We start from the raw sequence: 24048 nt of genomic DNA on the forward strand, positions 1-24048 counted from the left end.
AGCATCAACGCACCGCATTTCAAATCCCGGCATACCAGTCATAGTCGGCATGATCCTCCCAGAAACCGCCCTTGCCCTTGCCGATTCCGTCCAGGCTCGCAACCGCTTGTATCTCCATCAAATATTTCGCATGTTTATAGCCAAGCTGCCGCTCGACCCGCAGGCGCAGCGGCGCGCCATTGGCGACCGACAGCGACTGGTCGTTAAGCGCGAAGGCCAGGATCGTCTGCGGATGAAAGGCGTCGATCAGGTCGATGCTTTCATAATAGGCGTTGCCACCACCCATGTCGTCGGCACAGCGGAAGACAAGGTAGCGCGCGCGATCGCTCAACTGCGCGCCCTCCAGCACCGTCCGGAGCGGCACACCCCGCCATTTGCCAATCGCACTCCACCCCTCGACACAGTCATGCCGGGTAATCTGTTCACGATGCGGCAGATTGCGGAGCTGGGGCAACGACAGGGCCAGTGGCCGCGCGACAAGCCCCGACACTTTCAGCCGCCAGTCAGCAAAACCCTTCCGCCACAACGCCTTATAGGCGGGCGTGTTGGGATTGGCGGTGCCATTCGCGCGGAAAATCGGCGAAATCTGGTCAGGCCGAAACTCGCGAGCCAGCGCCTGCCGGTCGGACAGTCCGCGCTGCGCCCATTTGTGGAAATTCTCCGCCGAGAACAGCGCCTCGCGAAACGATTCATTTCGGGCCAGCCGGTCACACCCGGCCAGCGTCGCACCCATGCCAAGCACCAGTGCGCGACGAGTCAGCATCACCCTCATGCTCCCCGCTCCCTTGGCAGGCGATAGCGCCCCGTTATCATCGAGCGCACCTCGTTATACGGTCCCGCCAGCAGCACCATCAGCAGATGCACGAGGACAAAAACGACCAGGCCCCAAGCCGCGATGAAGTGGATCGACCGCGCCGATTGTCGCCCGCCAAACAGGTCGACCAGCCAAGGCCAAGCCGCGTTCATGCCCGGCGACATGGTTAGGCCCGTCAGGATCAGCACCGGCAGCAATAGGAACAGGACGCCATTATAGCTGGCCTTTTGCAGTACATTATAACGCAGCGCCGCAGCGCCCGTCGGGAAGCGCAACCGCGCATGGTCCTTGATATCCTGCCACACAGGACCGGGCCGCACTTCAGCCGCGCGAAAGGCCAGATCGCGAGGGAAATGCCGGTTGGCGAGACTCCAGACCATATAAGCAAGCAACCCGAAGGCGAAGAGCGGCGCCGCCGCCAGATGCCAGTGCCGCGACATCGCCAGGCTGTAGGATGTAGGCAGGGTCAGCCAGCCGGGAAAGCGTTCCAGTTCCAGCCAGGCAGTATCGAAATTGGCGCCATAGTGCCCCCAATAGAGGCGGGGATGGGCGTTAAAGATACCAAGTCCGCTGGTGAAGAGGGTATAGAGCAGCAGGGCGTTGCTCCAGTGCCACAGCCGTGTCGACAGGCGATGGCGCTTCACCAGGGCGCCCGGCACGGGGTCATCAACGGGACGATCATCCATTTTCGACATCTCCATGTCTGTCTGGTTCCAGTTCGATGCCGACCGCCCGGTGGTTACATCGCCGGGACCAACTGTAACATGAACGCATCACCTCCCGCCCATTCTGAATATCGTTCATGTGACGTTTATGTGACCATTCCATAAGCGCGACGCCACGTCGGCTGATGTGGGAATGCAGGGGGTTACTGGTCGTTCCAACGATCAATCCAAGAGGTTTGAAATAAAAATAATCTTAAACCCAACCCTTTTAAATAGCATATCGAAACCTACATGAACCTGTACCCGGTTCAGGGTATCGAATATTCAATGAGGACTATAATGAAGACTGTGATTTTCGCAGCGATTGCTGCTGCCACCATTTCGGCTCCTGCCTTTGCTCAGGATGCTGCGCCCTTTACTGGTCCGCGCGCCGAAGTGCTTGCTGGCTATGACTCGCTCAAGACCAACAGCAATGGCCTGGGCTCGCCCGACGGCTTCCTGTATGGCTTCGGCCTCGGCTATGACGTCCAGGCAGGCGGCGCAGTTGCTGGCGTGGAAGCGGAAATCTCCGACTCGACCACCAAGCGCAACTTTGTCAGCACCGCGATCAATACCGACCGCGATCTCTATGTCGGCGCGCGTGCTGGCTTCGTGATCGGCGATCGTGCGCTCGGTTACGTCAAGGCAGGCTACACCAACGCTCGCTTCGAAACCCAGGGCATTGGCGGCGAAAACCTCGATGGCTACCGCCTGGGTGCGGGCCTTGAGTATAAGCTGGGCGGCAATCTCTATGCCAAGGGCGAGTATCGCTACTCCAACTATGAAGCCGATATCGAGCGCCATCAGGTGATGGGCGGCGTCGGCCTGCGCTTCTGATCCTCATACGATCAGCTAAAATGGAAAGGGCGGCCCGCAAGGATCGCCCTTTTTCTAACGAAAACCCCGATCAACCCGCCGCCAGCGTATCCATGATCTGCCGCACCGGTGCCAGGTCATAGCCTGCCGCAGCCGCTTTCTCAGCCAGCGCGTCCGGACTGTCCCCCGCCCGCGCGCGCGTCAGCGCCCACAGCAAAGTGCTGCGCGTACCGGACCGGCAATAGGCCAGCACCCCGCCCTCACCCGCCTGTTCCAGCGCCGCCGCCATGCCGTCCAGTTGCCACGGGGCGAAACCACCATGCCCCACCGGCACGGCGGCATAGCCGATCCCCGCCGCCTGCGCCGCTGCCTCGATCGACTCACCGGTCGGCTGGCCCGCTTCTTCGCCCTCTGGCCGGTTGTTGATGATCATGGTGACGCCCAATGCCTTGGCGCGCGCCACGTCCTCGACGCTGATCTGGGGCGAAACATGCAGGCGGTCGGTCACTTGGCGAAACATGGGGCATCACTCCTTATTGGAGCGTTTTCGAAGCAGATGGAATCATCTGCTGGCTTGGAAAACGCGGCAAAACAAAGACCTGGGACATTCGATCTGATGCAATCAGAACGGAATATGCTCTAGCCCTTGCCATGCCCGATTGCGGGCCAGCGATTCAAGCGGAAAGGGGGTGAGTCAGGCGAACGGCGCGATCGCCTCCAGAAAGGCATCGCCCCACGCATCCAGCTTCTTCTGGCCGACGCCGCTGACCATGCCCAGTTCGCGGATCGAGGTCGGCCGCTGCTCCGCCATTTCACGCAATGTCGAATCGTGGAAGATCACATAGGGCGGCACCCCCGCCTCCAGCGCCAGTTCGCGGCGACAGGCGCGCAACGCGTCGAACAGCGGATCGCCGACCGGATTGTCGCCGCTGCCGTTACGCGCATTACGCCGACTCTGGCGCTTGGGCGGGACGATCAGGCTGACCGCTTCCTCCCCGCGCAGGATCGGCCGGGCGTTCGGCCCCAGCATCAACCCGCCATGTTCGGTCGCCTCCAGCGCATCGCGCACCAGCAACGCGCGTGAGACGGGTCGCAGCAACGCTGCCTCCTCGCCCGACACGATGCCATAGACGGAAATGCGATCATGCCCGCGCTGCCGCACCTTGTCATTGGCCGCGCCGGTCAGCACCGCCTCGATATGTCCTGCGCCGAAACTCTGGCCGGTGCGATAGACGGCGGACAGATATTTGCGCGCCGTCTCGGTCGCGTCGACGCTGGGCGGCGGGGACAGGCAATTATCGCAATTGCCGCAGGTGGCGGGCGGCGACTCGCCGAAATGCCGCAACAGGATCGCACGGCGGCAGGTGCCCGTCTCCACCAGCGCACCCAGCGCCGCGATCCGCGTCCGCTCGCCCTGTTGACGCGCCGTTTCCAGTTCCATGATCCGCTGGCGCGCGCGGGCGAAATCCTCCGCACCCCAAAAGAGATGCGCGACCGCCGGTTCGCCATCGCGACCAGCGCGCCCCGATTCCTGATAATAGCCTTCGATCGACTTGGGCAGCCCCGCATGGGCGACGAAGCGCACATCGGGCTTGTCGATCCCCATGCCAAAGGCGACGGTCGCGACCATCACCATATCCTCGCTGGCGATGAACGCCGCCTGGTTCGCCGCACGGACCTTGGGGTCCAGCCCCGCATGATAGGCGCGCACGGCCCGCCCGCCGCGCCCGAGAGTCTCGGCCAGCTTCTCGGTCGCCGCGCGGGTCTGGGCATAGACGACGCCGGGACCGGGATTGGCCGCCACCAGATCGGCCAACTGCCGCGTCAGCCCATCGCGCGGATGCACGGCATAGCGGATATTGGGCCGGTCGAAGCCGGAGATGATGAGGCCATCTTCGGGGATGCCCAACTGAACGAGGATGTCCTTGCGCGTATGGGCGTCGGCGGTGGCGGTTAGCGCCAGCCGGGGCACATCGGGAAATTCGTCCAGCAGCGGGCGCAGCAGGCGATAGTCAGGCCGGAAGTCATGCCCCCATTCGGACACGCAATGCGCCTCGTCGATCGCGAACAGCGCGATTTTCGCCGAACGCAGCAACGACCGGAACCCCTCCCCGCTCGCCCGCTCCGGCGCGACATAAAGAAGGTCGAGTTCACCGTTGCGGAGTCGATCCTGTGTCTCGCGCCAGTCGGCATCCACGCTGGTCAGGCTCGCCGCGCTGATGCCCACCGCCTGCGCCGCGCGCAACTGGTCGTGCATCAACGCGATCAACGGTGAGATGACCACGCAACAGCCATCGAGCGCCACGGCAGGCAATTGGTAGCAGAGCGACTTGCCCGCACCGGTCGGCATGATCGCCAGCGTCGGCTGCGCCGCCATGACGCGCCCGACCACCTGCGCCTGCACCCCGCGAAAGCCGGTGAAGCCGAATATGTCGTGCAGCAGCGTGTCGATATCGCGGGGCATGGGGTCGCCTTAACGAAGGGCAGCCATTACGTCATCCTCGGGCGGTGCAATTTCTTCCCGCTCATTCGCCTGCCGCGTCCACATCGTCGCGTACAGCCCGTCGGCCCGCACCAGATCGGCATGGCGCCCGCGTTCCACGATCCGGCCCTGATCCAGCACGATGATCTCGTCCGCATCCACCACCGTCGACAGGCGATGTGCGACAACTATGGTTGTGCGCCGCCGCGAAATGCGACGCAGCACGTCCTGAATCTCCGTCTCGGTCCGGCTGTCGAGCGCACTGGTCGCCTCATCCAGCACCAGCACGGCGGGATCTTTCAGCAATGTGCGCGCGATCGCCACGCGCTGCTTCTCTCCGCCCGAGAGCTTGAGGCCGCGCTCGCCGACGCGCGTCTTATAGCCCAGCGGCAGCGACAGGATGAATTCATGGATCGACGCGTCCTTGGCCGCCGTCTCTATCTCCGCTTGTGACGCCCCTTCGCGGCCATAGCCGATATTATAGCCGACCGTGTCGTTGAACAGCACCATATCCTGCGGCACGATACCGATGGCGGCGCGCAACGATGCTTGCGTCACGCCCGCTATCGCCTGCCCGTCGATCAGGATGCGCCCGGCATTGATGTCATAGAAGCGGAACAGCAGCCGGGCGATGGTGGACTTGCCCGCGCCCGATGGCCCGACAATCGCCAGCGTCCTGCCTGCAGGCACGGCAAAGCTCACATCCTTCAATATCGGCCGCTCGGCATCATAGCCGAACAGGACATGATCGAAATGCACCGCGCCGCCCGTGACATGCAGTGCAGGCGCACTAGGCGCATCAACGATCTCCTGTGGCGTGTCGATCAGCACGAACATCGCCTCCATGTCGATCAATCCCTGCCGGATGGTGCGATAGACCATGCCCAGCAGGTCGAGCGGCCGGAAAAGCTGACTGAGCAGCGTATTCACCAGCACCACGTCGCCCGTGGTGAACAGCCCGCTGCTCCAGCCCCAGACGGTATAGGCCATCGCCCCCGCCATCATCAGGTTGGTGATCAGCGACTGGCCGACATTCAGCCAGGCGAGGCTGTTCTCGCTCTTGACCGCCGCCTCGGCATAGCGGCGCATGGCGGTCGCATAGCGGTCGCCCTCCCGCTTTTCCGCGCCGAAATATTTGACCGTCTCAAAATTCAGCAGGCTGTCGACCGCATGGGCGACGGCGTTGGTGTCCAGGTCCACCATGTCGCGGCGCAACTGGTTGCGCCACTCCGTCACGGTACGCGTGAACCAGATGTACAGCACCACCATCACGACGGTCGCCAGCACCATCCCCGCGCCGAACTTGACCTGAAAGATCACGCAGACCGCAGCCAGCTCCAGCACGGTGGGCGCGATGTTGAACAGCAGGAAATAGAGCATCGTGTCGATGCTCTTGGTGCCGCGCTCGATAATCTTGGTAACGGCCCCGGTCCGCCGGTCCAGGTGGAAGCGCAGCGACAGGCGATGGAGATGACCGAACACATGGTCGGCCAGATTCCGGGTCGCTTCCTGCCCCACTTTCTCGAACACGGTGTTGCGCAGGTTGTCGAACAGGACCGAGGCAAAACGCGCGCCCGCATAGGAAGCGACCAGCGCCATGGCTAGGCCGACCGCAGGCTCCAGCCCCGGCGCCATCCGGTCCACCGCCGCCTTATAGGCAAACGGCATGACTAGGCTCGCCGCCTTGGCCGCGACCACCAGCACCATCGCCAGCACGACCCGCCGTCGCAAGGCAGGCGCGTCCGCCGGCCACAGATAGGGCAGGAAGCGACGCAGCGTCGCCCAGATGGGCGGGACCGGCTTGTTGTCGGGAATGTCAGGCGGCATGATAGTCCTATCTAGGGAGTCGCGCCGCCAACTCCAACGTTAAGCGTTCAGTCGCGCAGCAGCTCGTTGATCCCCGTCTTCGAGCGCGTTTGTGCGTCCACCCGCTTGACGATCACCGCGCAATAGAGGCTGGGACCGGGCGTGCCGTCGGGCAGCGGCTTGCCGGGCAGCGATCCGGGCACGATCACCGAATAGGGCGGCACTTCGCCCATGAATATCTCGCCGGTGGCGCGATCAATGATCTTGGTCGACTGACCGATGAAGACACCCATCGACAGCACCGAACCCTTGCCGATACGGACCCCCTCGACCACTTCGGAGCGCGCGCCGATGAAGCAGTCATCCTCGATGATGACAGGATCGGCCTGCAACGGCTCCAACACGCCGCCGATGCCGACGCCGCCGGACAGGTGGACATTCTTGCCGATCTGGGCGCAGCTTCCCACCGTCACCCAGGCGTCGACCATCGTGCCTTCATCGACGAACGCACCGATATTGACGAAACTGGGCATCAGGATCGCATTCTTCGCGATATGCGCGCCGGCCCGCGCAAACGCGCCCGGCACCGCGCGGAAACCGGCGGCGCGGAACTCCGCCTCGCCCCAGCCGGAAAATTTGCTCGGCACCTTGTCCCACCAATGCCCCGCGCCGGGGCCGTTCTCGACCAGCACATTGTCGTTGAGACGGAAGGACAGGAGCACCGCTTTCTTCAGCCACTGATTGACCTGCCAGCCGTCAGCAGTCGGTTCGGCAACGCGCGCCTGACCGCTGTCCAGCAGGGCCAGCGCCTTGTTGACCGCCTGACGCACCGGCCCCTGGGTGGACAGGTTCACATTGGCCCGGTCTTCCCAGGCGGCGTCGATCGTGGTTTGCAGGTCGGTGGTCATGGATGCTCTCCAAGAATGTCGGCCAGGAAAGGCCGGAGATGGTCGGTTTCGAAATCGACGAAATCGGGATGATGCTCATGGCCGCCCGCCTCGGACCCGTTATTGACCCAGATGGTGGTCATGCCGATCGCCTTGGCGGGCCGAAGGTTGCGGGCCATATCCTCGAAAAAGGCGGCGCGCGTCGGATCGACATCATAGGCCGCGCACAGCGCCTTATAGCCCGCCGGATCGGGCTTGGGTACATATTGGCAGGCATGGATGTCGTGGATCTGCTCGAACATATCGGCCAGCCCCAGCCGCTCCAGCACCCGCCCCGCATAGGCCGCGTCACCATTGGTGAAGATCAGGCGGCGGCCCGGCAGCGCGGCGATATGCGCGTTGAGCGCCGGATCGACTTCCAGCCGGTCCATGGAAATATCGTGGACATAATCCAGGAAAGCACGCGGCTCGATGTCGTGATGGCGCATCAGGCCGGACAGGGTGGTGCCGTGCTCCATGAAATAGCGCTTCTGCACAACCCGCGCTTCCGTCGCGTCGCAGCCCAGCAGGCCCTGGATGAACTCGCCCATCTTCACATCGATCAGCGCGAACAGGTCCGCCTTCGCCGGATAGAGCGTATTATCCAGATCGAAGATCCAGCAATCAACATGGGCAAGGTCGCCAAACATGGGCGCGGCCTAGTCCCGCAGGAGAAAGAGGGCAAGCCGGTTCGTACCGGCCTGCCCCTGCGACCCCTTATCCCGCCAAAGGCGTGTCGCGATCATTGTAAAAAGCCCGCACCGCTTCCCAGCCCTCTTCCGCCGTTTCCACCCAGGTGAAGAGATTGAGGTCAGCGGGGGAGATCACGCCCTCCTCGGCCAGCGCCTCGAAATTCACCACCCGCGTCCAGAATGCCTTGCCGAACAGCAGGATGGGAATCGGCTTCATCTTGCCGGTCTGGATGAGGGTCAGCAGCTCGAAAAACTCGTCGAACGTGCCAAAGCCGCCGGGGAACACCGCCAGCGCGCGCGCGCGCAGCAGGAAATGCATCTTGCGCAGCGCGAAATAGTGGAACTGGAAGGACAGTTCAGGGGTCACATAAGTGTTGGGCGCCTGCTCATGCGGCAGGACGATGTTCATGCCGATGGATTCCGCCCCGACATCGTCCGCACCCCGATTGGCCGCCTCCATGATCGAGGGGCCACCGCCCGAACAGACCACAAAATTGCGCTTGCCATTCTCCCCCACCGGATAGGCGCCCGCGATCCGGCCCAATTCCCGTGCGACATCATAATAATGCGCCTTCTTCGCCAGATTCTGCGCGACCAGCCGCTGTTCGTCGGTGGTTGCCGCATCAATCCGTGCCTGCGCGGTTTCGGGACTAGGGATTCGGGCAGAACCGTACATGACGAAGGTCGATTCGATCTTCGCTTCATTCATAAGCAATTCGGGCTTCAGCAACTCCAGCTGGAAGCGCACCGGCCGCAAATCCTCGCGCAGCAGAAAGTCTGTGTCCTGGAAGGCCAGCTTATAGGCCGCGCTGCTGGTCTGGGGGGTGCTGACGGCCTGGCGCGCATCACGCGCTTCCTGCCGGGCGGGGCGGAACTTGCGTTCCTCGATTTCCTTGTTGGTCATTGATCCGGGCCTAACCCGGCTGGGTGTCAAATCCAAGGGGGCTTTATCGACAATAACCGCCCTTGCCCCCCATATCGAAATGTAGATGATCCTTGTGCGCAGCGTTATAGTCGGGGCTGAGTACCGTGTTGAACCGCTTGCAGGCGCTGGTGTGGACGATCCTCAAAAATTGCCGCGCCTGGCCGTCGCCCTCCCATCCCTCTTTCACGGTAATCCGCCGTCCGTCCGCCAGCACGAAGGCGGACACGTCCACAGCATTGCTGTGGGCATGTTCCGAAAGCTTTCCGCTGCCCGCGATCGGGCGACAATTATAGGTGCCGAACGTGTCGATCCGGGCAATTTCCGTCCCGAAGATCAACCGTGCGGCCGGCTGCACGGCATAGCGGGACCAGGCGGCGAAATTGGCCGCCAGTGAGCAGGTCATCGCCCCCAGATTGGTTGCGGGCACGCCGATGTCGATCAACTTGACGCTGTTCAGCGCGCTGCACCCGCCCCCATAGTTGCGGTCGGGCAAAAGATCGAACCGCACGTCATTCGACGACAGTTTTGCCATACATTGCCGCAGCGATGGCGAAGGCTGGGCCGGGCGGGCAGGCGGGCGCGATGCTTTGGACACGCGCCGACTTTCACCCACCGCGCCGCTACAGCCCGCCAGCGCCAACGAAAGCCCAAGCGCCACCATGGCGGGAACGCCCCGCCCAAGGGTAAAAGTCTCAAACACGATGCCGCCCATTGCTCCCCGGATTAACGCAAAGATGGAAGATACAGTTAATCCCAACCCTTAACAGCCGTCACCACCCGTCACGAAAGCGGCACGGCTCGCCCCGAACCGGCCCTATGATTAAGCGAAAATCATGCGCGCGCCGATGTGGAGCAAAATGTCCCGGCGGTGGCTCACCCTGCCTTCTCCCCGCGGCTTGACTTGTCCATCTGCATCTATAGAGGGGCCGGCGGGCCACGCGGTCCCAACGCCGCGCGTGCTCTCTGTGAGGAGAAGCATAACATGACTGAACTGACTACCGCCGACGCCACCATTGCGTCCGTTCCCCAAGGTGCCGGCAAGCCCGCCACCCTGCCGGCTCGCCCCTTTTTCTCTTCTGGTCCCTGTGCCAAGCCTCCGGGCTGGAGTGCCGCTGCGCTCGCCACCGACTCGCTTGGCCGCTCGCACCGGAGCAAGATCGGCAAGACGCGCCTCGCTTATTGCATCGACCTGATGCGCGAGCTGCTGAACCTGCCCGACACCCACCGTATCGGCATCGTCCCCGGCTCCGACACCGGCGCCTTTGAAATGGCGATGTGGACGATGCTGGGTGCCCGCCCCGTTACCACGCTCGCCTGGGAAAGCTTCGGCGAGGGCTGGGTCACGGACGCTGCCAAGCAGTTGAAGATCAACCCCACCATCGTCCGCGCCGACTATGGCCAGTTGCCCGACCTGTCGGCGGTGGATTTCTCGAATGACGTGCTGTTCACCTGGAATGGCACCACCAGCGGCGTGCGCGTGCCCAATGCGGACTGGATTCCCTCGACACGCGAAGGGCTGACCTTCGCCGACGCGACCAGCGCCGTTTTCGCCTATCCGATCGACTGGGCGAAAATCGACGTCGCCACCTTCTCCTGGCAGAAAGTGCTGGGTGGTGAGGGCGGCCACGGCGTCCTGATTCTTGGTCCCCGCGCGGTCGAGCGTCTCGAAACCTACACCCCCGCCTGGCCGCTGCCCAAAGTGTTCCGCCTGGTGTCGAAGGGCAAGCTCGCCGAAGGCGTGTTCAAGGGTGAGACGATCAACACCCCCTCCATGCTGGCTGTCGAAGACGCGATCTTTGCGCTGGAATGGGGCAAATCAATCGGTGGCGCGCAGGGCCTCATCGCTCGCTCCGACGCCAATGCCGCCGCGCTGGACACAATCGTGGCCGACCGCGACTGGCTCGGCCATCTCGCGGTTGAGGAAGCCTCGCGTTCGAAGACCAGCGTGTGCCTGACGGTCGCGGGTGCGGATGAAGCCTTTATCAAGGCGTTCGCTGGCCTTCTCGAAAAGGAAGGCGCCGCACTCGACATTGCGGGCTATCGCGATGCCCCGGCTGGCCTTCGCATCTGGTGCGGCGCAACCGTCGACACCGCCGATATCGAAGCGCTCGGCCCCTGGCTCGACTGGGCCTACGCCCAGACCAAGGCCGCTTAACTCATTTCCCCAAATATCCCGTCATCCCAGCGAAAGCTGGGATCTCGGGCCTCCAGCTACTTGCCTGGCCGCCTGAGATCCTGATCTTCGTCAGGATGACGAATTGCAGAAAGGCAATTCATCATGCCCAAAGTCCTTATTTCCGACAAGATGGACCCCCGCGCCGCCGCAATTTTCCGTGAGCGGGGCGTCGAGGTCGACGAAATCACCGGCAAGACGCCCGAAGAACTGATCGCCATCATCGGCGAGTATGACGGCCTCGCCATCCGCAGTTCGACCAAGGTGACGAAGGCGATTCTGGACGCCGCCACCAACCTGAAGGTGATCGGCCGCGCAGGGATCGGCGTCGACAATGTCGACATTCCCGCCGCATCGGCCAAGGGCGTGATCGTCATGAACACCCCGTTCGGTAACTCGATCACCACCGCCGAACATGCCATCGCGCTGATGTTCGCGCTCGCCCGCCAATTGCCGGAGGCCGACACCTCGACCCAGCAGGGCAAGTGGGAAAAGAACCGCTTCATGGGCGTCGAAGTCACCGGCAAGGTGCTTGGCCTGATCGGCGCGGGCAATATCGGCTCGATCGTCGCCGACCGCGCGCTGGGCCTCAAGATGAAGGTCGTCGCCTTCGACCCCTTCCTCACCCCTGAGCGCGCGATCGACATGGGCGTGGAAAAGGCGACGCTGGACGAATTGCTGGCCAAGGCCGACTTCATCACCCTGCACACGCCGCTGACCGACCAGACCCGCAACATATTGTCGAAGGAAAATCTGGCCAAGACCAAGAAGGGCGTGCGGATCATCAACTGCGCGCGCGGCGGCCTGATCGACGAAGCGGCGCTGAAGGAAGCGCTCGACAGTGGCCAGGTCGCAGGCGCGGCGCTCGACGTGTTCGTGACCGAACCGGCCAAGGAATCGCCCCTGTTCGGCACCCCCAACTTCATCTCCACCCCGCATCTGGGCGCGTCGACCGACGAAGCGCAGGTGAACGTGGCGTTGCAGGTTGCCGAGCAACTGTCCGACTATCTGCTGGACGGCGGCATCACCAACGCGCTGAACGTGCCGTCGCTATCGGCGGAGGAGGCGCCCAAGCTCAAGCCCTATATGGCGATTGCCGAACGCCTCGGCAGCCTGATCGGCCAGTTGGAAGGCGACAAGATTCAGGGTGTCGCGGTCGAGGTCGAGGGCCATGCCGCCGAACTCAACCAGAAGCCGATCACTGCCGCCGTTCTCGCTGGCCTGATGCGCGTCTATTCGGACACGGTGAACATGGTCAACGCGCCCTTCCTGGCGAAAGAACGTGGCCTTGACGTGCGCGAAGTGCGCCATGACCGCGAGGGCGACTATCAGACGCTGGTCCGCGTCACCGTCACAACCGAAAGCGGCGAGCGTTCGGTCGCGGGCACGTTGTTCGGCCATTCCAGCCCCCGCCTTGTCGAACTGTTCGGCATCAAGGTAGAGGCCGATCTGGCTGGCACGATGCTCTACATCGTCAATCAGGACGCCCCCGGCTTCATCGGCCGCCTCGGCTCGACGCTGGGTGAAGCGGACGTCAATATCGGCACCTTCCATCTGGGTCGCCGCAACCAGGGTGGCGAAGCCGTCCTGCTGCTGTCGGTCGACGGCACCGTCACCGAACCGCTGCTGTGGGACATCTGCAAGCTGGCGGGCGTCAACAAGGTGAAGCTGCTGCGCTTCGCTTAAGGTGCATATGGGCTGGCCTAAATCGCCAAATCCGCTAAAGGCCAGCCCATGACCACGATCCCGCCCGGCCTGCTTCCCGAAGGACTCTCCGACCGCCTGCCCCCGCAGGCCGAAGCCTCCGCGCGCCTTGCGCGCCGTGTGCTCGATACCGTCGCGACCCATGGCTATGAGCGAGTCATGCCCCCGCTCGCGGAGTTTGAGGATACGCTGACCCAGCGATTAAAGTCCGCCCGCGCGCAGGATTTGCTCCGCGTGGTCGATCCAGTGTCGCAGCGCAGCCTGGCCCTGCGCCCGGACATGACCGCGCAAGTCGGTCGCATCGCGGCCACCCGCCTTGCCGCCGCGCCCCGCCCCTTGCGCCTTTCCTATGCCGGTCCGGTCCTCAAACTGCGCGCCAACCAGTTGCGCCCCGAGCGCGAGCGGATGCAGGTCGGCGCCGAACTGATCGGCACAGACAGCGTCGCCGCCGCGGTCGAGATCGTGAATGTCGCGATAGAGGCGCTCCAGTCCGCGGGCGTCACCGGCATCACCATCGATTTCACCCTGCCTGACCTGATCGACGCACTCGCTGTCGGACCGCTGCCGCTGGACGCCGCCCAGACCGAAGCCGTCCGCGCCACGCTGGACGCCAAGGATGCGGGCGCCCTCGCCGCGCTGGGCGCCAGCGCTGCCGCCTATCAGCCGCTGATCGAGGCCACCGGCCCGTTCCACGCCGCCATCGAAAAGCTCGAAGCGTTGAGCGCCACCCATGGCGGCGCGCTCGACAGCCGTATCGCGGGCCTGCGTGCCATCGCCAAGCCGATCGGCTGGGACATCACCCTGACGCTCGATCCGACCGAACGCCACGGCTTTGAATATCAGAACTGGTTCGGCTTCTCGATCTTTGCCGAGGGGTTTACCGGGGAAATCGGTCGTGGCGGCAGCTACGCCATTTTGCGCAATGACGGCTCGGAGGAAGCGGCGATGGGCTTCTCCCTCTATCCCGATCCATTGATCGACGCGGGCTTTGGCGGGGAGGCCCCGCGCCGCCTGTTCCTGCCGATCGGCCACGACCCGGCCCGCGCTGCGCTGATGCGCGCCGATGGCTGGCACACGATCGCGGCGCTGGCGGATGCCGACGATGGGCAGGCGCTGCGCTGCACCCACTGGTTGAATGGCCCGAACGCCGAATCCTATTAGGGGCGCTTGACCCTTTTAGCCCAAGCGGCTAACCGGCCTCCCGCAACAGGGCGTGCGTCATAACGCCGCCCACCCGATTCAAGTCCGGTCGCCGAGTCCTGTCGAAGGGTGGCCTGGACTCGCTCTGGCAGGGCGGAGTCGTATAAGCATGGCAAATGTCACCGTTATTGGCGCCCAGTGGGGCGATGAAGGCAAGGGCAAGATCGTCGACTGGCTCGCCGAGCGCGCCGATGTCGTCGCGCGCTTTCAGGGCGGCCATAATGCCGGTCACACGCTGGTCGTGGGCGAGAAGGTCTACAAGCTCTCGCTGCTCCCCTCCGGCATCGTCCGGGGTACGCTCTCGGTCATCGGCAATGGCGTCGTCCTTGACCCCTGGCACTTCAAGGAAGAGGTCGCCAAGCTGGCGGGGCAGGGCGTGGCCATCACGCCCGACAATCTCCAGATCGCCGAAACCTGCCCGCTGATCCTGCCCTTCCACCGCGACCTCGACGGTCTGCGCGAGGACGCGTCGGGCGCGGGCAAGATCGGCACCACCCGTCGCGGCATCGGCCCGGCCTATGAAGACAAGGTCGGCCGTCGCGCGATCCGCGTGTGCGACCTTGCGCATCTGGATGATCTCGGCCCACAGCTTGATCGCCTGACCGCCCATCACGACGCGCTGCGCGCCGGTTTCGGTGAGCCGCCGATCGACCGCGACGCGCTGATGGACGAATTGCGTGCTATCGCCGACACCATCCTGCCTTTCGCCAAGCCCGTCTGGCTGACGCTCAACCGCGCCAAGGCGGACGGCAAGCGCATATTGTTCGAAGGCGCACAGGGCACGCTGCTCGACATCGACCACGGCACCTATCCTTTCGTCACCTCGTCCAACACCATCGCCGGGACAGCGGCGGCGGGCACGGGCCTTGGTCCCTCGGCGGCTGGCTTCGTGCTGGGCATCGTCAAGGCCTATACCACCCGCGTCGGCTCCGGTCCCTTCCCGACCGAACTGGACGATGCGACCGGCCAGCGGCTGGGCGAGCGTGGTCATGAATTCGGCACCGTCACCGGCCGCAAGCGCCGCTGCGGCTGGTTCGACGCGGTGCTGGTGCGTCAGTCGGTCGCCGTCTCCGGCCTCACCGGCATCGCGCTGACCAAGCTGGACGTGCTCGACGGCTTCGATGAACTGAAGATCTGCGTCGGCTACACCATTGGCGACCAGAGCTACGACTACCTCCCCGCCCACAGCCAGGATCAGGCCCGCGCGCAACCAGTCTATGAGACGATCGAGGGCTGGCACGACACCACGGCGGGCGCGCGTAGCTGGGCCGATCTGCCCGCACAGGCGATCAAATATATCCGCCGGATCGAGGAACTGATCGGCTGCCCGGTCACGCTCGTCTCCACCTCCCCAGAGCGCGACGACACGATTCTCGTCCGCGATCCCTTCGCGGATTGATTCAGGAAGGACTGATCGCGATGGGTGAGCAACGCTTCGAACGCCACAAACAGCCCTGGACTCAGGACGAAATCCAGAAGCTGCACACACTGGCAAAGAAGGGCATGGCCCTCAAGGCCATCGCCAAGGCGCTCACCCGCAGCGAGGAATCAGTGAAGGTGCGGGCGAAGCAGGACAGCTTGAACATCGCGAAATTGCGGTAAGGCTTCCTCCCTTCGGGGAGGGGGCAGGGAAGGGGCTGCCAGCCGCTCTCAATCTCCGTTCGTTTCCAGCGAAGTCGAGAAACCCATGCGCCGTGCCGACCGCTTCTCGACTATGCTCGAAGTGAATGGCCCTTGGGGCTATACCGTTACCGCCTCCACCACCGCCGCGCGCAGTTCGGGCAAGCCCATGCCCTTTTCGCTCGACGTGACGATGATGTCGGGGTGCGCGGCAGGGCGTTTGCGGATCGCATCCGCCGTCCGCTGCGTCACCTGCGCCAATTCGCTGGCCTTGATCTTGTCCGCTTTGGTCAGGACGATGCGATAACTGACGGCGGCGCCATCCAGCATGTCCATCATGTCATTGTCGACATCCTTGATGCCGTGACGGCTATCAATCAGCACCAGCGTGCGCTTCAGCGCCGCCCGTCCGCGCAGGAAGTCATTTACCAGGAACCGCCACTGGCGCACGATATCCTTGGGCGCCTTGGCATAGCCGTAGCCGGGCATGTCGACGAGCCGGAACTTAAGCGGATCGCCCACATCGAAGAAGTTCAATTCCTGCGTCCGCCCCGGCGTGTTCGATGTCCGCGCCAGGTTATTGCGATTCGTCAGGGCGTTGAGCAACGACGACTTGCCGACATTGGAACGTCCCGCAAATGCCACTTCGTTCACCGCCATGTCCGGCAGGAACTCCAGCTTGGGCGCGGATTTCAGGAAGGTGATCGGCCCTGCAAAAATCTTGCGGGCCTCCTCGATCCGGTCGCTCTCGTCTTGCTCGTTCACACTAAAATCCGTTCACTTCGAGCTTGTTGAGAAGCCTTGCGCCGTTCTCGACAAGCTCGAACCGAACGGACGTAGGATAGAACTCTTACTTCGCCTCAGCCACGCTCAACACGGGGTGACGCTTGTACAGCCACCACTGTTGCGCCATCGACAGGCAGTTGTTGGTGATCCAGTAAACCAGCAGGCCCGCTGCGAACGGCGCCATGATGAACATCATCATCCACGGCATGATCGAGAAGATCTGCTGCTGCATGGGGTCCATCTGCGCCGGGTTCAGCTTGAACTGGAAGAACATCGAGATACCCAGCAGCAGCGCCAGCACACCGATCGCCAGGAAGGCGGGCGGGGTGAAGGGCAGCAGGCCGAACAGGTTGAGGATATGCAGCGGATCGGGCGCGGACAGATCCTTGATCCACAGCACGAACGGCTGGTGCCGCATCTCGATCGTCAGCATCAGCACCTTGTACAGCGCGAAGAAGATCGGAATCTGGATGAAAATCGGCAGGCAGCCCGCCAGCGGATTGACCTTCTCGCGCTTGTACAGCGCCATCATCTCCTGCTGGAGCTTGGGCTTGTCGTCTTTATATTTCTCCTGCAGCGCCTTCATCTTGGGCTGCACCGCGCGCATCGCCGCCATGCTGGCGAACTGGCGCTGGGCGACCGGGAACATGATGGCCCGCACGATCAGCGTCAGGCAGATGATGGCCACGCCGAAATTGCCCAGCGTCTGGAACAGCCAGTGCAGGAGCGAGAAGATCGGCTTTTCGAACCAGTAGAACCAGCCCCAGTCGATCGCCCGGTCGAACAGCGGTACGCCGGCTTCCTGATAGGCCTCCAGCGTTTTCACTTCCTTGGCACCCACGAACAGGCGCGTAGTCTGGGTCGCGGCCTTGCCGGGTGCCAGCATCACATTGGGCAGGGCAACATCAGCCTGATATTGCCCTGCCCCTTTACGGAACTGCGCGGCAATCGCGGTCTTCTGGTCAGGGACCAGCGCGGACAGCCAATATTTGTCAGTAAAGCCAACCCAGCCGCCATTGGTCTGGAAGCTCTGGGTCGAAGGCCCCTTGTCCAGATCCTTATAGTTGACGTCATAATTGGCCGCGCCATTGAACACGCCCATTGGCCCCACATGGATGGTCCAGGTGTCAGGGTCCATGGGAATGCTGGACCGGCTGATATAGCTGTAGGGCTTGATCGCGACAGCGCCCGCGCCGGTGTTGGACACCTTTTGCGCGGCGGAAATCATGTAATTCTCATCCACCGACAGGCGAATCTCGAACAACTGGCCCGAGCCATTATTCCAGGTCAGCGTGACCGGCGTGGTTGGCGTCAGCGCCGCGCCCTGCGCGGTCCACACCGTATCCTTGTTCGGTGTTGCCATGCCCTCACCCTGCCAGCCAAAACCGGCGAAATAGGCATCCTTGGTGCCACTGGGCGAATAGAGGCGGATAGCGGGCGAATCCTTGGTGATCGTCTCGCGATAAGTCGGCAGGATGACATCGTCGATCCGCGCGCCCTTCAGGTTGATCGAGCCGGTCAGCTTGGGCGTGCGGATGGGAATGCGCGCCCCTTCCTTCAGCACCAGGGACAGGTCGCGGACCGCGGCGGGACCATCAGCGGCCGGACCAGCACCGGGCGCGGCCACAGGCGTCGTCTTGCCCCCCTCGATCTTCGTCACGGGCGGATTGGCGGCCGGGAAGAAATATTGGGAGACATAGGGCCAGCCAAACAGGATCAGCGCGGTCAGCACCACGGCCAGCACGATATTCTTCTTGTCGTCCACGCGTTCTGGCTCCTGGCCTTATTCTTCTATTCTGATCTTATGGAACCGGGTCATAACCCGACCCGCCCCATGGATGGCATCGCATTAGCCGCTTCACAGCCAGCCAGCTACCCTTGACCGCGCCATATTTTTTGAGCGCGTCGATCGCATATTGCGAGCAGGACGGTGCATAACGGCAGGAGGGTGGCAATATACGCGAAGGGCCAAGCTGCCAGGCCCGGGAAATCAGGATGAGCAGCCGAACAATCATCCCGACGGCGCTCCCTGATCGGGCCGATGATTCGGCGAAACTGGCGCCTTGGGCTTACCCCCGCCTTTGCCGGACCTCGGCCCCCGATTAGGCGCTGGCGACGAATCGCCGCGTGCTACCTTATGGAGCGCCTTTTCCAGTTCGGTACGAAGCTGCGCGAAATCGCGCTCGATCCCGCCAACGCGACCGATCAGTACATGGTCTGCGCCGGGCAATCCCAGATTCGGGAGCAGTTCGCGCGCCAAAACGCGAAAACGGCGCTTCATCCGATTTCGGACAACAGCGCCGCCAATCTTCTTGGTCACCGTGATACCAAAACGCTTGGCAGGACTGCCATCGCGCCGCTCACACACCAGCAGGACGAATCCGGGCATAGGCGCCCGCATCCCCCGGTTCGCCGCCAGAAAGTCGGCGCGCCGGGCCATCACGGCCAGGTTTGCCGACGGATCGGCGTCGATCAGGCGCTCAAGCTCTTGCGGCCGCGTGCACGACGCGCGCGAATGATGTTGCGACCGCCGGGGGTCGCCATGCGGGCGCGGTAACCGTGACGGCGCTTCCGAACCAGATTGCTCGGCTGAAAAGTGCGCTTCATCGTTCATTCCTCAAACACAAAAAAGAATCGGGCATGACAAAAAAGGGCCGCTACGCGAGCGGCCGCAAGTCAGGGGGCGTCGGATAGGGAAAAGGGGCGGCGAAGTCAATTCCCAAAGCCGCCCATCGAGGAATCAGGCGCTCGCCGCCGATGTTGCACACAACCCGGCGAGTTGGTCGGCAACCTTGCCCCATCCTTCCACAAAGCCCATCTCCTCGTGGGTCTTGACCGCCTCGGCATCCCAATGGCGTGCGACGGCGGTATAGCGCGTACCTGCCCCTTCTGGTTCGAAGGTGGTAATTGCGGTCATGAACGGCTTTTGCGGCACCCATCCGGCCGTATAGGCGTCGGTGCTGACGATCCGGCGATTCGGCACCACTTCCAGGAAGACCCCGTCATTGGGGAACGCTTCCCCGTCCGGCCCGTGCATCGTCATGGAGAAGGCACCGCCAGGGCGCATGTCCATTGCGGTGATCGTCACCGTCCAAGGTTTGGGGCAGAACCAGTCGGCGGTCAGTTCCGTCCACACCTTCCACACAATCTCCGGCGGTGCGTCGATATGACGCGTCACCGACAGCTCATTCTCCACATCGCTCATCACGCTTCTCCCTTGAACGCCGCTTCCAGCGCCGCGACATCCAGTTTCTGCATCGTCATCATCGCCTGCATCGCCCGGCCAATACCTGCGGCGTCGCCGCTCTTTTGCATCGCCGTCATGGCGTCAGGCACCAATTGCCAGGACAGACCATATTTATCTTTGAGCCAGCCACACGGCCCCGGCGATCCGCCATCAGCGGTCAATGCATCAAACCAACCGTCCAGCTCCGCCTGATCCCGGCACGCGACGGACAGCGAAATCGCCTCGCTGAAGGTGAAATCCGGCCCGCCATTCAGCGCCTGATAGCTTTGCCCGAACAGCGTGAACTCGACCACCAGCGCCGTCCCGCTCTTGAACGGCGAGGGGAAGGGATTGTCGTCGGGATAGCGGCTGACGAAATCGACCGATCCCTCGCCGAACACCGAAATATAGAAACTGGCCGCCTCTTCTGCCTGGCCATTAAACCAGAGGCAGGGTGAAATCTTACCCATCGCTTCTCTCCTTCAGCCAGCCTTCATGCCGACAATCGCGAACATCGCACCCTGCGGGTCGAGCGCCTGTACAATCCACGCGCCGCCCGGCACCTCCATGGGTCCTTCAATGACCGTGCCGCCGCCCGCCGTCACCTTCGCATACGCCACATCGATGTCGGCGACCGTGAAGTAGAACAGCCACATCGGCGCCGGCATTTCGGCGGGCTTGCGCATCATCGCGCCGGTCATGTTCTGGAAATCCGTACCGCCGGTCGCGGACAGAAGCTGGTAGGTTCCCATCGGTCCCATATCCATCGCCTCGCCCTTCGCCCAGCCGAACTGGCTGGTGTAGAAGGCTAGGTCCGCGTCGAAATCTCCGCTGTGCAGTTCATGCCAGCCGACATGGCCGATGGCCATCGGCGGCGGCGCGTCCATCCCATCCGGGCTGGAACCCTTCAGGAGCATGAAGGTCGCCCCGCCCGGATCGCCCATCACCGCAAAGCGGCCCACACCCGGAATATCATCCGCCGGGCGCCGCACGCTGCCACCCGCCGCGCTCAGGCGTGCCACATCGGCATCGACATCCGACGATCCGATATAGCCGCCCCACCAGGGACTCATCCCGCAATCCTTGGCCTCCGCGGGGATCGCCATGATCCCGCCCATGCCCCCGGCGCTACCGCTGACGACGGTATAGCCGCCATCCGGTCCGAAAGGCTCGCTCCTCCAGCCGATTACGTCGCTGTAAAAGGCGATCGCCGCCTGCGGGTCGCTGGTCATCAGCTCGACCCAGAAAAATGTGCCATCAAGCTTGCTCATCGTCCGTCTCCTGAAAAGGGTTGGGATTAGGCCCGTTCGTCCAGCAACACGGCAAAGCCGCCATAAATCAAACGCGCGCCGGAAAAGGGCATTTCCTGCCCTTCTTTTGGCTTCATCCGTTCGTCCGCCATCACCTTCGCGGACCCCGCGTCGCGCACCTCTTTTGAGGGCCATTCGATCCAGGAGAAGACGACCTCCTCCCCCTCTTCGGCAATCACGCTGGTACGGAAGTCGTTGACCTTCCCTTCCTTGATGTCGTCGCCCCAGCATTCGACCACGCGGGTCGCGCCATGTTCCAGGAAGACAGGCGCGGCCATCGCCGCCATGTCCTTATAGGCTTGCCGGTTCCCCTTCGGCACGGGGATCACGAAACCGTCCATATAGCTCATCGTCTCTCTCCTTATGCTTGGGTAATGTCATTACCGGCGAACGGGCATCAGCGCCCGCAGCGACGGCGCGCGCAACCACAGGCCCGCCCACATCAACAGCCCGACATAAACGCCGAACAGTGTGTGCGTAGCGAGCGGACTGCCGATCCGCGCATGCGTAGCCACTGCGCCGCCCAGATAGGCCGTGAGCAGCACCGCTCCAAAAAAGGCGGTGCGCGGCCAGCCATAGAGCAGAACGGGAATGACGAGCAGGACGCCCAGCATTCGTGCCGTGCCCGTATCCGTCGGCCAGCCCAGCGGCGCCAGCGTTTCCATCACCACCGGCAGCGCGACCAGCTTGATTGCGGCATCGAAGGTCAGAAACAGCAGAACCAGCGTCGTGAGCGCCCATCCAGCCCGGTTCATTGCGTTTGCGGCCCGCGATATGGTCGCTGCCGGATTATGTGCGGCGATCGTCGCCATGGAACCTCTCCTCGTTCGACGGGCATGGTTCAAGCGGCGGGCGCGTCCTCCGTCCGGGTCGCCATCGCCGCTTCCATGTCCATCCACAGCACCTCCCAGATATGGCCATCGGGGTCGGCAAAGCTGCGGCTGACCATGAAGCCATGGTCCTGCGCCGGGTTGGGTTCGGTCCCGCCTGCGGCCAGCGCCTTCTCCACCGTCACGCTCACATCCTCCCGGCTTGCCTCGCTCAACGCCAGCATCACCTGTGCGGTTGCATGGGCATCGGGAATTGTGCGGCTGGTGAAGCTGTTGAACCGCTCATGCGTCAGCAACATGGCGTGGATCGTGTCGGAAAAGCTGATCATCTGCGCGCTGTCATCCGCGAAATCATCATTCCGGGTCGCGCCCACCGCTTCATAGAAAGCTGTCGAAGCCTTCAGGTCGGTCACGGGCAGGTTGACGAAAATCATTTTTGAAAAGGGGGCTGCATTCGCCATCATCATTCTCCTCAAACCCATTTCTGGCGGCGGTCCTGATTGCCTTTCGAATCGCCTGCTTGAACCTTGTGCCAATCGTGATTATATATTGCAACTATTAAGTTATAAAAACTAACCATGAGTCGAAACAAGTGAAGAAAAGAGCCTATCTGGACGGATGCGCCACCGCGCACGCGCTGGACATTATCGGAGATCGCTGGGCGATGCCGATCATGCGCGAGCTTATACTGGGACCGAAGCGCTTCACTGACCTGCGCGCCGGATTGCCCGGAATCAGCGCCAATGTGCTGACGCAGCGGCTGGAGGAGCTGGAAGCGGCAGCGATTGTCGTCCGCCGCCGCCTGCCTCCGCCCGCCGCCAGCCAGATTTACGACCTCACTGACTGGGGCCGCGAGTCGGAAATCCTGTTCCAGGTCTTGGGCCGCTGGGCCTGCCGCTCTCCATTGATGGAAGCGGGGATGCCGATGAGCGCCTCTTCGGTCGTGCTGTCGATGCGGACCATGATCGACCGCGCCGCGCTGGGCGACCTGAACGCAACCATCGGTTTCCGCTTCGGCGACGAGACGTTCCGGGCAGAGATTGCCGATGGCGACTTTCACCTCGATCGCGGGACTATCGACGGTGCAGCAGTGATCTTCGATGGCGACCAGAATGCGCTGGCCGGCATTGTCTATGGCGGCCAGCCGTTCGAGGCGGTCGCCTCCGCCATGACCGTCACCGGCGACCGCGCACTCGCCGAACGCTTCGTCCGCCTCTTCCCGCTTCCCCCCAAGGCGCCTCCGGCGGAGGTGGTAACGGCCCCCGCCAAACCTTAGCCCAGTCCGTTCAGCGCAGCGAACACCCGGCCATACTCTCCCCGCCGATCGGCCCCGCGCAGGAACATCACCCGCTCGACGCAGATCTCGCTTGGCGCTGGCTGTTGCCGCAACAGGCCCATCGTCTCCTCAATGAACGCCTCCAGCGGCATCATCTGCGGATCGTCGGCATGGCCGGGCATCAGGTCGGTCTGCACGCCGGGCGGTACGATTTCGATCACCTCGACCCCGGTGCCGCGCAACTGCTCACGCAGCGCCATCGACCAGCCATGGATACCCGCCTTGGTCGCGTCATAGGTCGGCGTCGCCACCAGTGGCACGAACGCGAGTCCCGACGAAACGGTCAGGATCGCCGCCTTGGGTTGCGCCAGAAAATGGGGAAGCAGCGCATGCGTCAGCCGGATCGGCCCCAGTAAATTGGTCGCAACCGTCACTTCCGCGATGGGCAGGTCGATCTTATCCTCGGCCACCATGACGCCAGCATTGTGGATGACGACGTTCAGCGCCGGATGCTCGACCAGCAGTCGCGCAGCGAAGTCGGCGATCGACGCTGCGTCGCCCATATCGACCGCCATCGCCGCCATGCCGGGGAACTGTTCAACCACCGCGTCCAGCACGGCTTGCCGCCGTCCGGCGATGATGACCTTGTTCCCTGCCCCATGAAATTCGCGCGCGAGCGCCTTGCCGATGCCCGACCCGCCGCCGGTGATGAGAATGGTGTTGCCGCTGATGTCCATGATGCGCCTCCGTCAGATCAA

28 protein-coding genes are annotated in these 24048 nt (G+C 63.2%); 7 read left to right on the forward strand and 21 right to left on the reverse strand.

Features of this window, described 5'->3' with window-relative positions:
* Positions 1–19: 19 nt before the first annotated feature.
* The gene (locus WFR25_RS01590) at positions 20–772 is read right to left on the reverse strand and encodes a molybdopterin-binding protein (protein WP_336967880.1); all 753 of its coding nucleotides are present in this window, start codon (positions 770–772) and stop codon (positions 20–22) included.
* Complete coding sequence (locus WFR25_RS01595) at positions 769–1500, reverse strand: cytochrome b/b6 domain-containing protein (protein WP_336967881.1); 732 nt, start codon at positions 1498–1500, stop codon at positions 769–771. Before WFR25_RS01595 ends, WFR25_RS01590 begins: the two co-directional genes overlap by 4 nt.
* Positions 1501–1818: 318 nt before the next feature.
* Here WFR25_RS01595 and WFR25_RS01600 point away from each other — a divergent pair, with 318 nt between their 5' ends.
* On the forward strand, positions 1819–2355 hold the full coding sequence (locus tag WFR25_RS01600; protein ID WP_336967883.1) for an outer membrane protein: 537 nt from the start codon (positions 1819–1821) through the stop codon (positions 2353–2355).
* 70 nt (positions 2356–2425) lie between these two features.
* Here the strand turns inward: WFR25_RS01600 and WFR25_RS01605 are convergent, their stop codons facing one another.
* The 7 genes from WFR25_RS01605 to WFR25_RS01635 all read right to left on the reverse strand — a co-directional run bounded on the left by WFR25_RS01605 (position 2426) and on the right by WFR25_RS01635 (position 9826).
* A complete protein-coding gene (locus WFR25_RS01605; RefSeq protein WP_336967884.1) occupies positions 2426–2854 on the reverse strand; it encodes a protein tyrosine phosphatase family protein in 429 nt (142 codons plus the stop codon).
* A 174-nt stretch (positions 2855–3028) separates the two neighbouring features.
* The gene (recQ, locus tag WFR25_RS01610) at positions 3029–4798 is read right to left on the reverse strand and encodes a DNA helicase RecQ (RefSeq protein ID WP_336967886.1); all 1770 of its coding nucleotides are present in this window, start codon (positions 4796–4798) and stop codon (positions 3029–3031) included.
* A 9-nt stretch (positions 4799–4807) separates the two neighbouring features.
* The gene (locus tag WFR25_RS01615) at positions 4808–6643 is read right to left on the reverse strand and encodes an ABCB family ABC transporter ATP-binding protein/permease (protein WP_336967887.1); all 1836 of its coding nucleotides are present in this window, start codon (positions 6641–6643) and stop codon (positions 4808–4810) included.
* A 47-nt stretch (positions 6644–6690) separates the two neighbouring features.
* A complete protein-coding gene (gene dapD, locus WFR25_RS01620) occupies positions 6691–7530 on the reverse strand; it encodes a 2,3,4,5-tetrahydropyridine-2,6-dicarboxylate N-succinyltransferase (protein WP_336967889.1) in 840 nt (279 codons plus the stop codon).
* Positions 7527–8198 carry a pyrimidine 5'-nucleotidase gene (locus WFR25_RS01625; protein ID WP_336967890.1) on the reverse strand — a complete coding sequence of 224 codons (672 nt, stop codon included), beginning with the start codon at positions 8196–8198 and terminating at the stop codon, positions 7527–7529. Before WFR25_RS01625 ends, dapD begins: the two co-directional genes overlap by 4 nt.
* 67 nt (positions 8199–8265) lie before the next feature.
* Positions 8266–9144: an LOG family protein gene (locus tag WFR25_RS01630; RefSeq protein WP_336967891.1), complete on the reverse strand. Its 879-nt coding sequence runs from the start codon at positions 9142–9144 to the stop codon at positions 8266–8268.
* 43 nt (positions 9145–9187) lie between these two features.
* Complete coding sequence (locus WFR25_RS01635; RefSeq protein WP_336974587.1) at positions 9188–9826, reverse strand: extensin family protein; 639 nt, start codon at positions 9824–9826, stop codon at positions 9188–9190.
* Between the two features lie 321 nt (positions 9827–10147).
* Here WFR25_RS01635 and WFR25_RS01640 point away from each other — a divergent pair, with 321 nt between their 5' ends.
* The 5 genes from WFR25_RS01640 to WFR25_RS01660 all read left to right on the forward strand — a co-directional run bounded on the left by WFR25_RS01640 (position 10148) and on the right by WFR25_RS01660 (position 15844).
* Positions 10148–11320, forward strand: a complete 1173-nt coding sequence (locus WFR25_RS01640; protein WP_336967894.1) for a phosphoserine transaminase — start codon at positions 10148–10150, stop codon at positions 11318–11320.
* Positions 11321–11443: 123 nt separating this feature from the next.
* Positions 11444–13024 carry a phosphoglycerate dehydrogenase gene (gene serA / locus WFR25_RS01645; protein ID WP_336967895.1) on the forward strand — a complete coding sequence of 527 codons (1581 nt, stop codon included), beginning with the start codon at positions 11444–11446 and terminating at the stop codon, positions 13022–13024.
* 48 nt (positions 13025–13072) lie between these two features.
* Positions 13073–14203: an ATP phosphoribosyltransferase regulatory subunit gene (locus WFR25_RS01650; RefSeq protein WP_336967897.1), complete on the forward strand. Its 1131-nt coding sequence runs from the start codon at positions 13073–13075 to the stop codon at positions 14201–14203.
* A gap of 148 nt (positions 14204–14351) precedes the next feature.
* Entirely contained in the window at positions 14352–15641 is a 1290-nt protein-coding gene (locus WFR25_RS01655) for an adenylosuccinate synthase (protein WP_336967899.1), read from the forward strand.
* A 20-nt stretch (positions 15642–15661) separates the two neighbouring features.
* Positions 15662–15844, forward strand: coding sequence for a hypothetical protein (locus WFR25_RS01660; protein ID WP_336967901.1), 183 nt, complete (start codon positions 15662–15664; stop codon positions 15842–15844).
* Between the two features lie 138 nt (positions 15845–15982).
* Here the strand turns inward: WFR25_RS01660 and yihA are convergent, their stop codons facing one another.
* The 11 genes from yihA to WFR25_RS01715 all read right to left on the reverse strand — a co-directional run bounded on the left by yihA (position 15983) and on the right by WFR25_RS01715 (position 22481).
* Positions 15983–16627, reverse strand: coding sequence for a ribosome biogenesis GTP-binding protein YihA/YsxC (gene yihA / locus WFR25_RS01665; RefSeq protein ID WP_336967904.1), 645 nt, complete (start codon positions 16625–16627; stop codon positions 15983–15985).
* A gap of 85 nt (positions 16628–16712) precedes the next feature.
* Positions 16713–18413: a membrane protein insertase YidC gene (gene yidC, locus WFR25_RS01670; RefSeq protein WP_336967907.1), complete on the reverse strand. Its 1701-nt coding sequence runs from the start codon at positions 18411–18413 to the stop codon at positions 16713–16715.
* 37 nt (positions 18414–18450) lie between these two features.
* Entirely contained in the window at positions 18451–18663 is a 213-nt protein-coding gene (yidD, locus tag WFR25_RS01675) for a membrane protein insertion efficiency factor YidD (protein ID WP_336967909.1), read from the reverse strand.
* Positions 18660–19088, reverse strand: a complete 429-nt coding sequence (gene rnpA, locus WFR25_RS01680; RefSeq protein WP_336974590.1) for a ribonuclease P protein component — start codon at positions 19086–19088, stop codon at positions 18660–18662. The genes yidD and rnpA overlap by 4 nt, the downstream gene beginning before the upstream one ends.
* Before the next feature lie 32 nt (positions 19089–19120).
* Positions 19121–19255: a 50S ribosomal protein L34 gene (gene rpmH, locus WFR25_RS01685; RefSeq protein ID WP_006959075.1), complete on the reverse strand. Its 135-nt coding sequence runs from the start codon at positions 19253–19255 to the stop codon at positions 19121–19123.
* A gap of 133 nt (positions 19256–19388) precedes the next feature.
* A complete protein-coding gene (locus WFR25_RS01690) occupies positions 19389–19853 on the reverse strand; it encodes an SRPBCC family protein (RefSeq protein ID WP_336967916.1) in 465 nt (154 codons plus the stop codon).
* Positions 19853–20344 carry a VOC family protein gene (locus tag WFR25_RS01695; RefSeq protein ID WP_336967919.1) on the reverse strand — a complete coding sequence of 164 codons (492 nt, stop codon included), beginning with the start codon at positions 20342–20344 and terminating at the stop codon, positions 19853–19855. Before WFR25_RS01695 ends, WFR25_RS01690 begins: the two co-directional genes overlap by 1 nt.
* A 12-nt stretch (positions 20345–20356) precedes the next feature.
* Positions 20357–21145, reverse strand: a complete 789-nt coding sequence (locus tag WFR25_RS01700) for a VOC family protein (protein WP_336967921.1) — start codon at positions 21143–21145, stop codon at positions 20357–20359.
* Positions 21146–21171: 26 nt separating this feature from the next.
* A complete protein-coding gene (locus WFR25_RS01705) occupies positions 21172–21534 on the reverse strand; it encodes a DUF1428 domain-containing protein (protein WP_336967923.1) in 363 nt (120 codons plus the stop codon).
* A 30-nt stretch (positions 21535–21564) separates the two neighbouring features.
* Positions 21565–21996 (reverse strand): DoxX family protein, encoded by a 432-nt coding sequence (locus tag WFR25_RS01710; protein ID WP_336967924.1) that lies wholly within the window; start codon positions 21994–21996, stop codon positions 21565–21567.
* 29 nt (positions 21997–22025) lie between these two features.
* Positions 22026–22481, reverse strand: a complete 456-nt coding sequence (locus WFR25_RS01715) for a VOC family protein (protein WP_419723130.1) — start codon at positions 22479–22481, stop codon at positions 22026–22028.
* Positions 22482–22606: 125 nt separating this feature from the next.
* On the opposite strand from WFR25_RS01715, the gene WFR25_RS01720 reads away from it, so the two are divergent.
* Positions 22607–23290 carry a winged helix-turn-helix transcriptional regulator gene (locus tag WFR25_RS01720; protein ID WP_336967926.1) on the forward strand — a complete coding sequence of 228 codons (684 nt, stop codon included), beginning with the start codon at positions 22607–22609 and terminating at the stop codon, positions 23288–23290.
* Here WFR25_RS01720 and WFR25_RS01725 read toward each other — a convergent pair.
* Entirely contained in the window at positions 23287–24027 is a 741-nt protein-coding gene (locus tag WFR25_RS01725; protein WP_336967928.1) for an SDR family oxidoreductase, read from the reverse strand. The genes WFR25_RS01720 and WFR25_RS01725 overlap by 4 nt on opposite strands.
* Positions 24028–24048: the final 21 nt, after the last annotated feature.

The organism is Sphingobium aromaticiconvertens, from assembly GCF_037154075.1.
Classification (GTDB): domain Bacteria; phylum Pseudomonadota; class Alphaproteobacteria; order Sphingomonadales; family Sphingomonadaceae; genus Sphingobium; species Sphingobium aromaticiconvertens.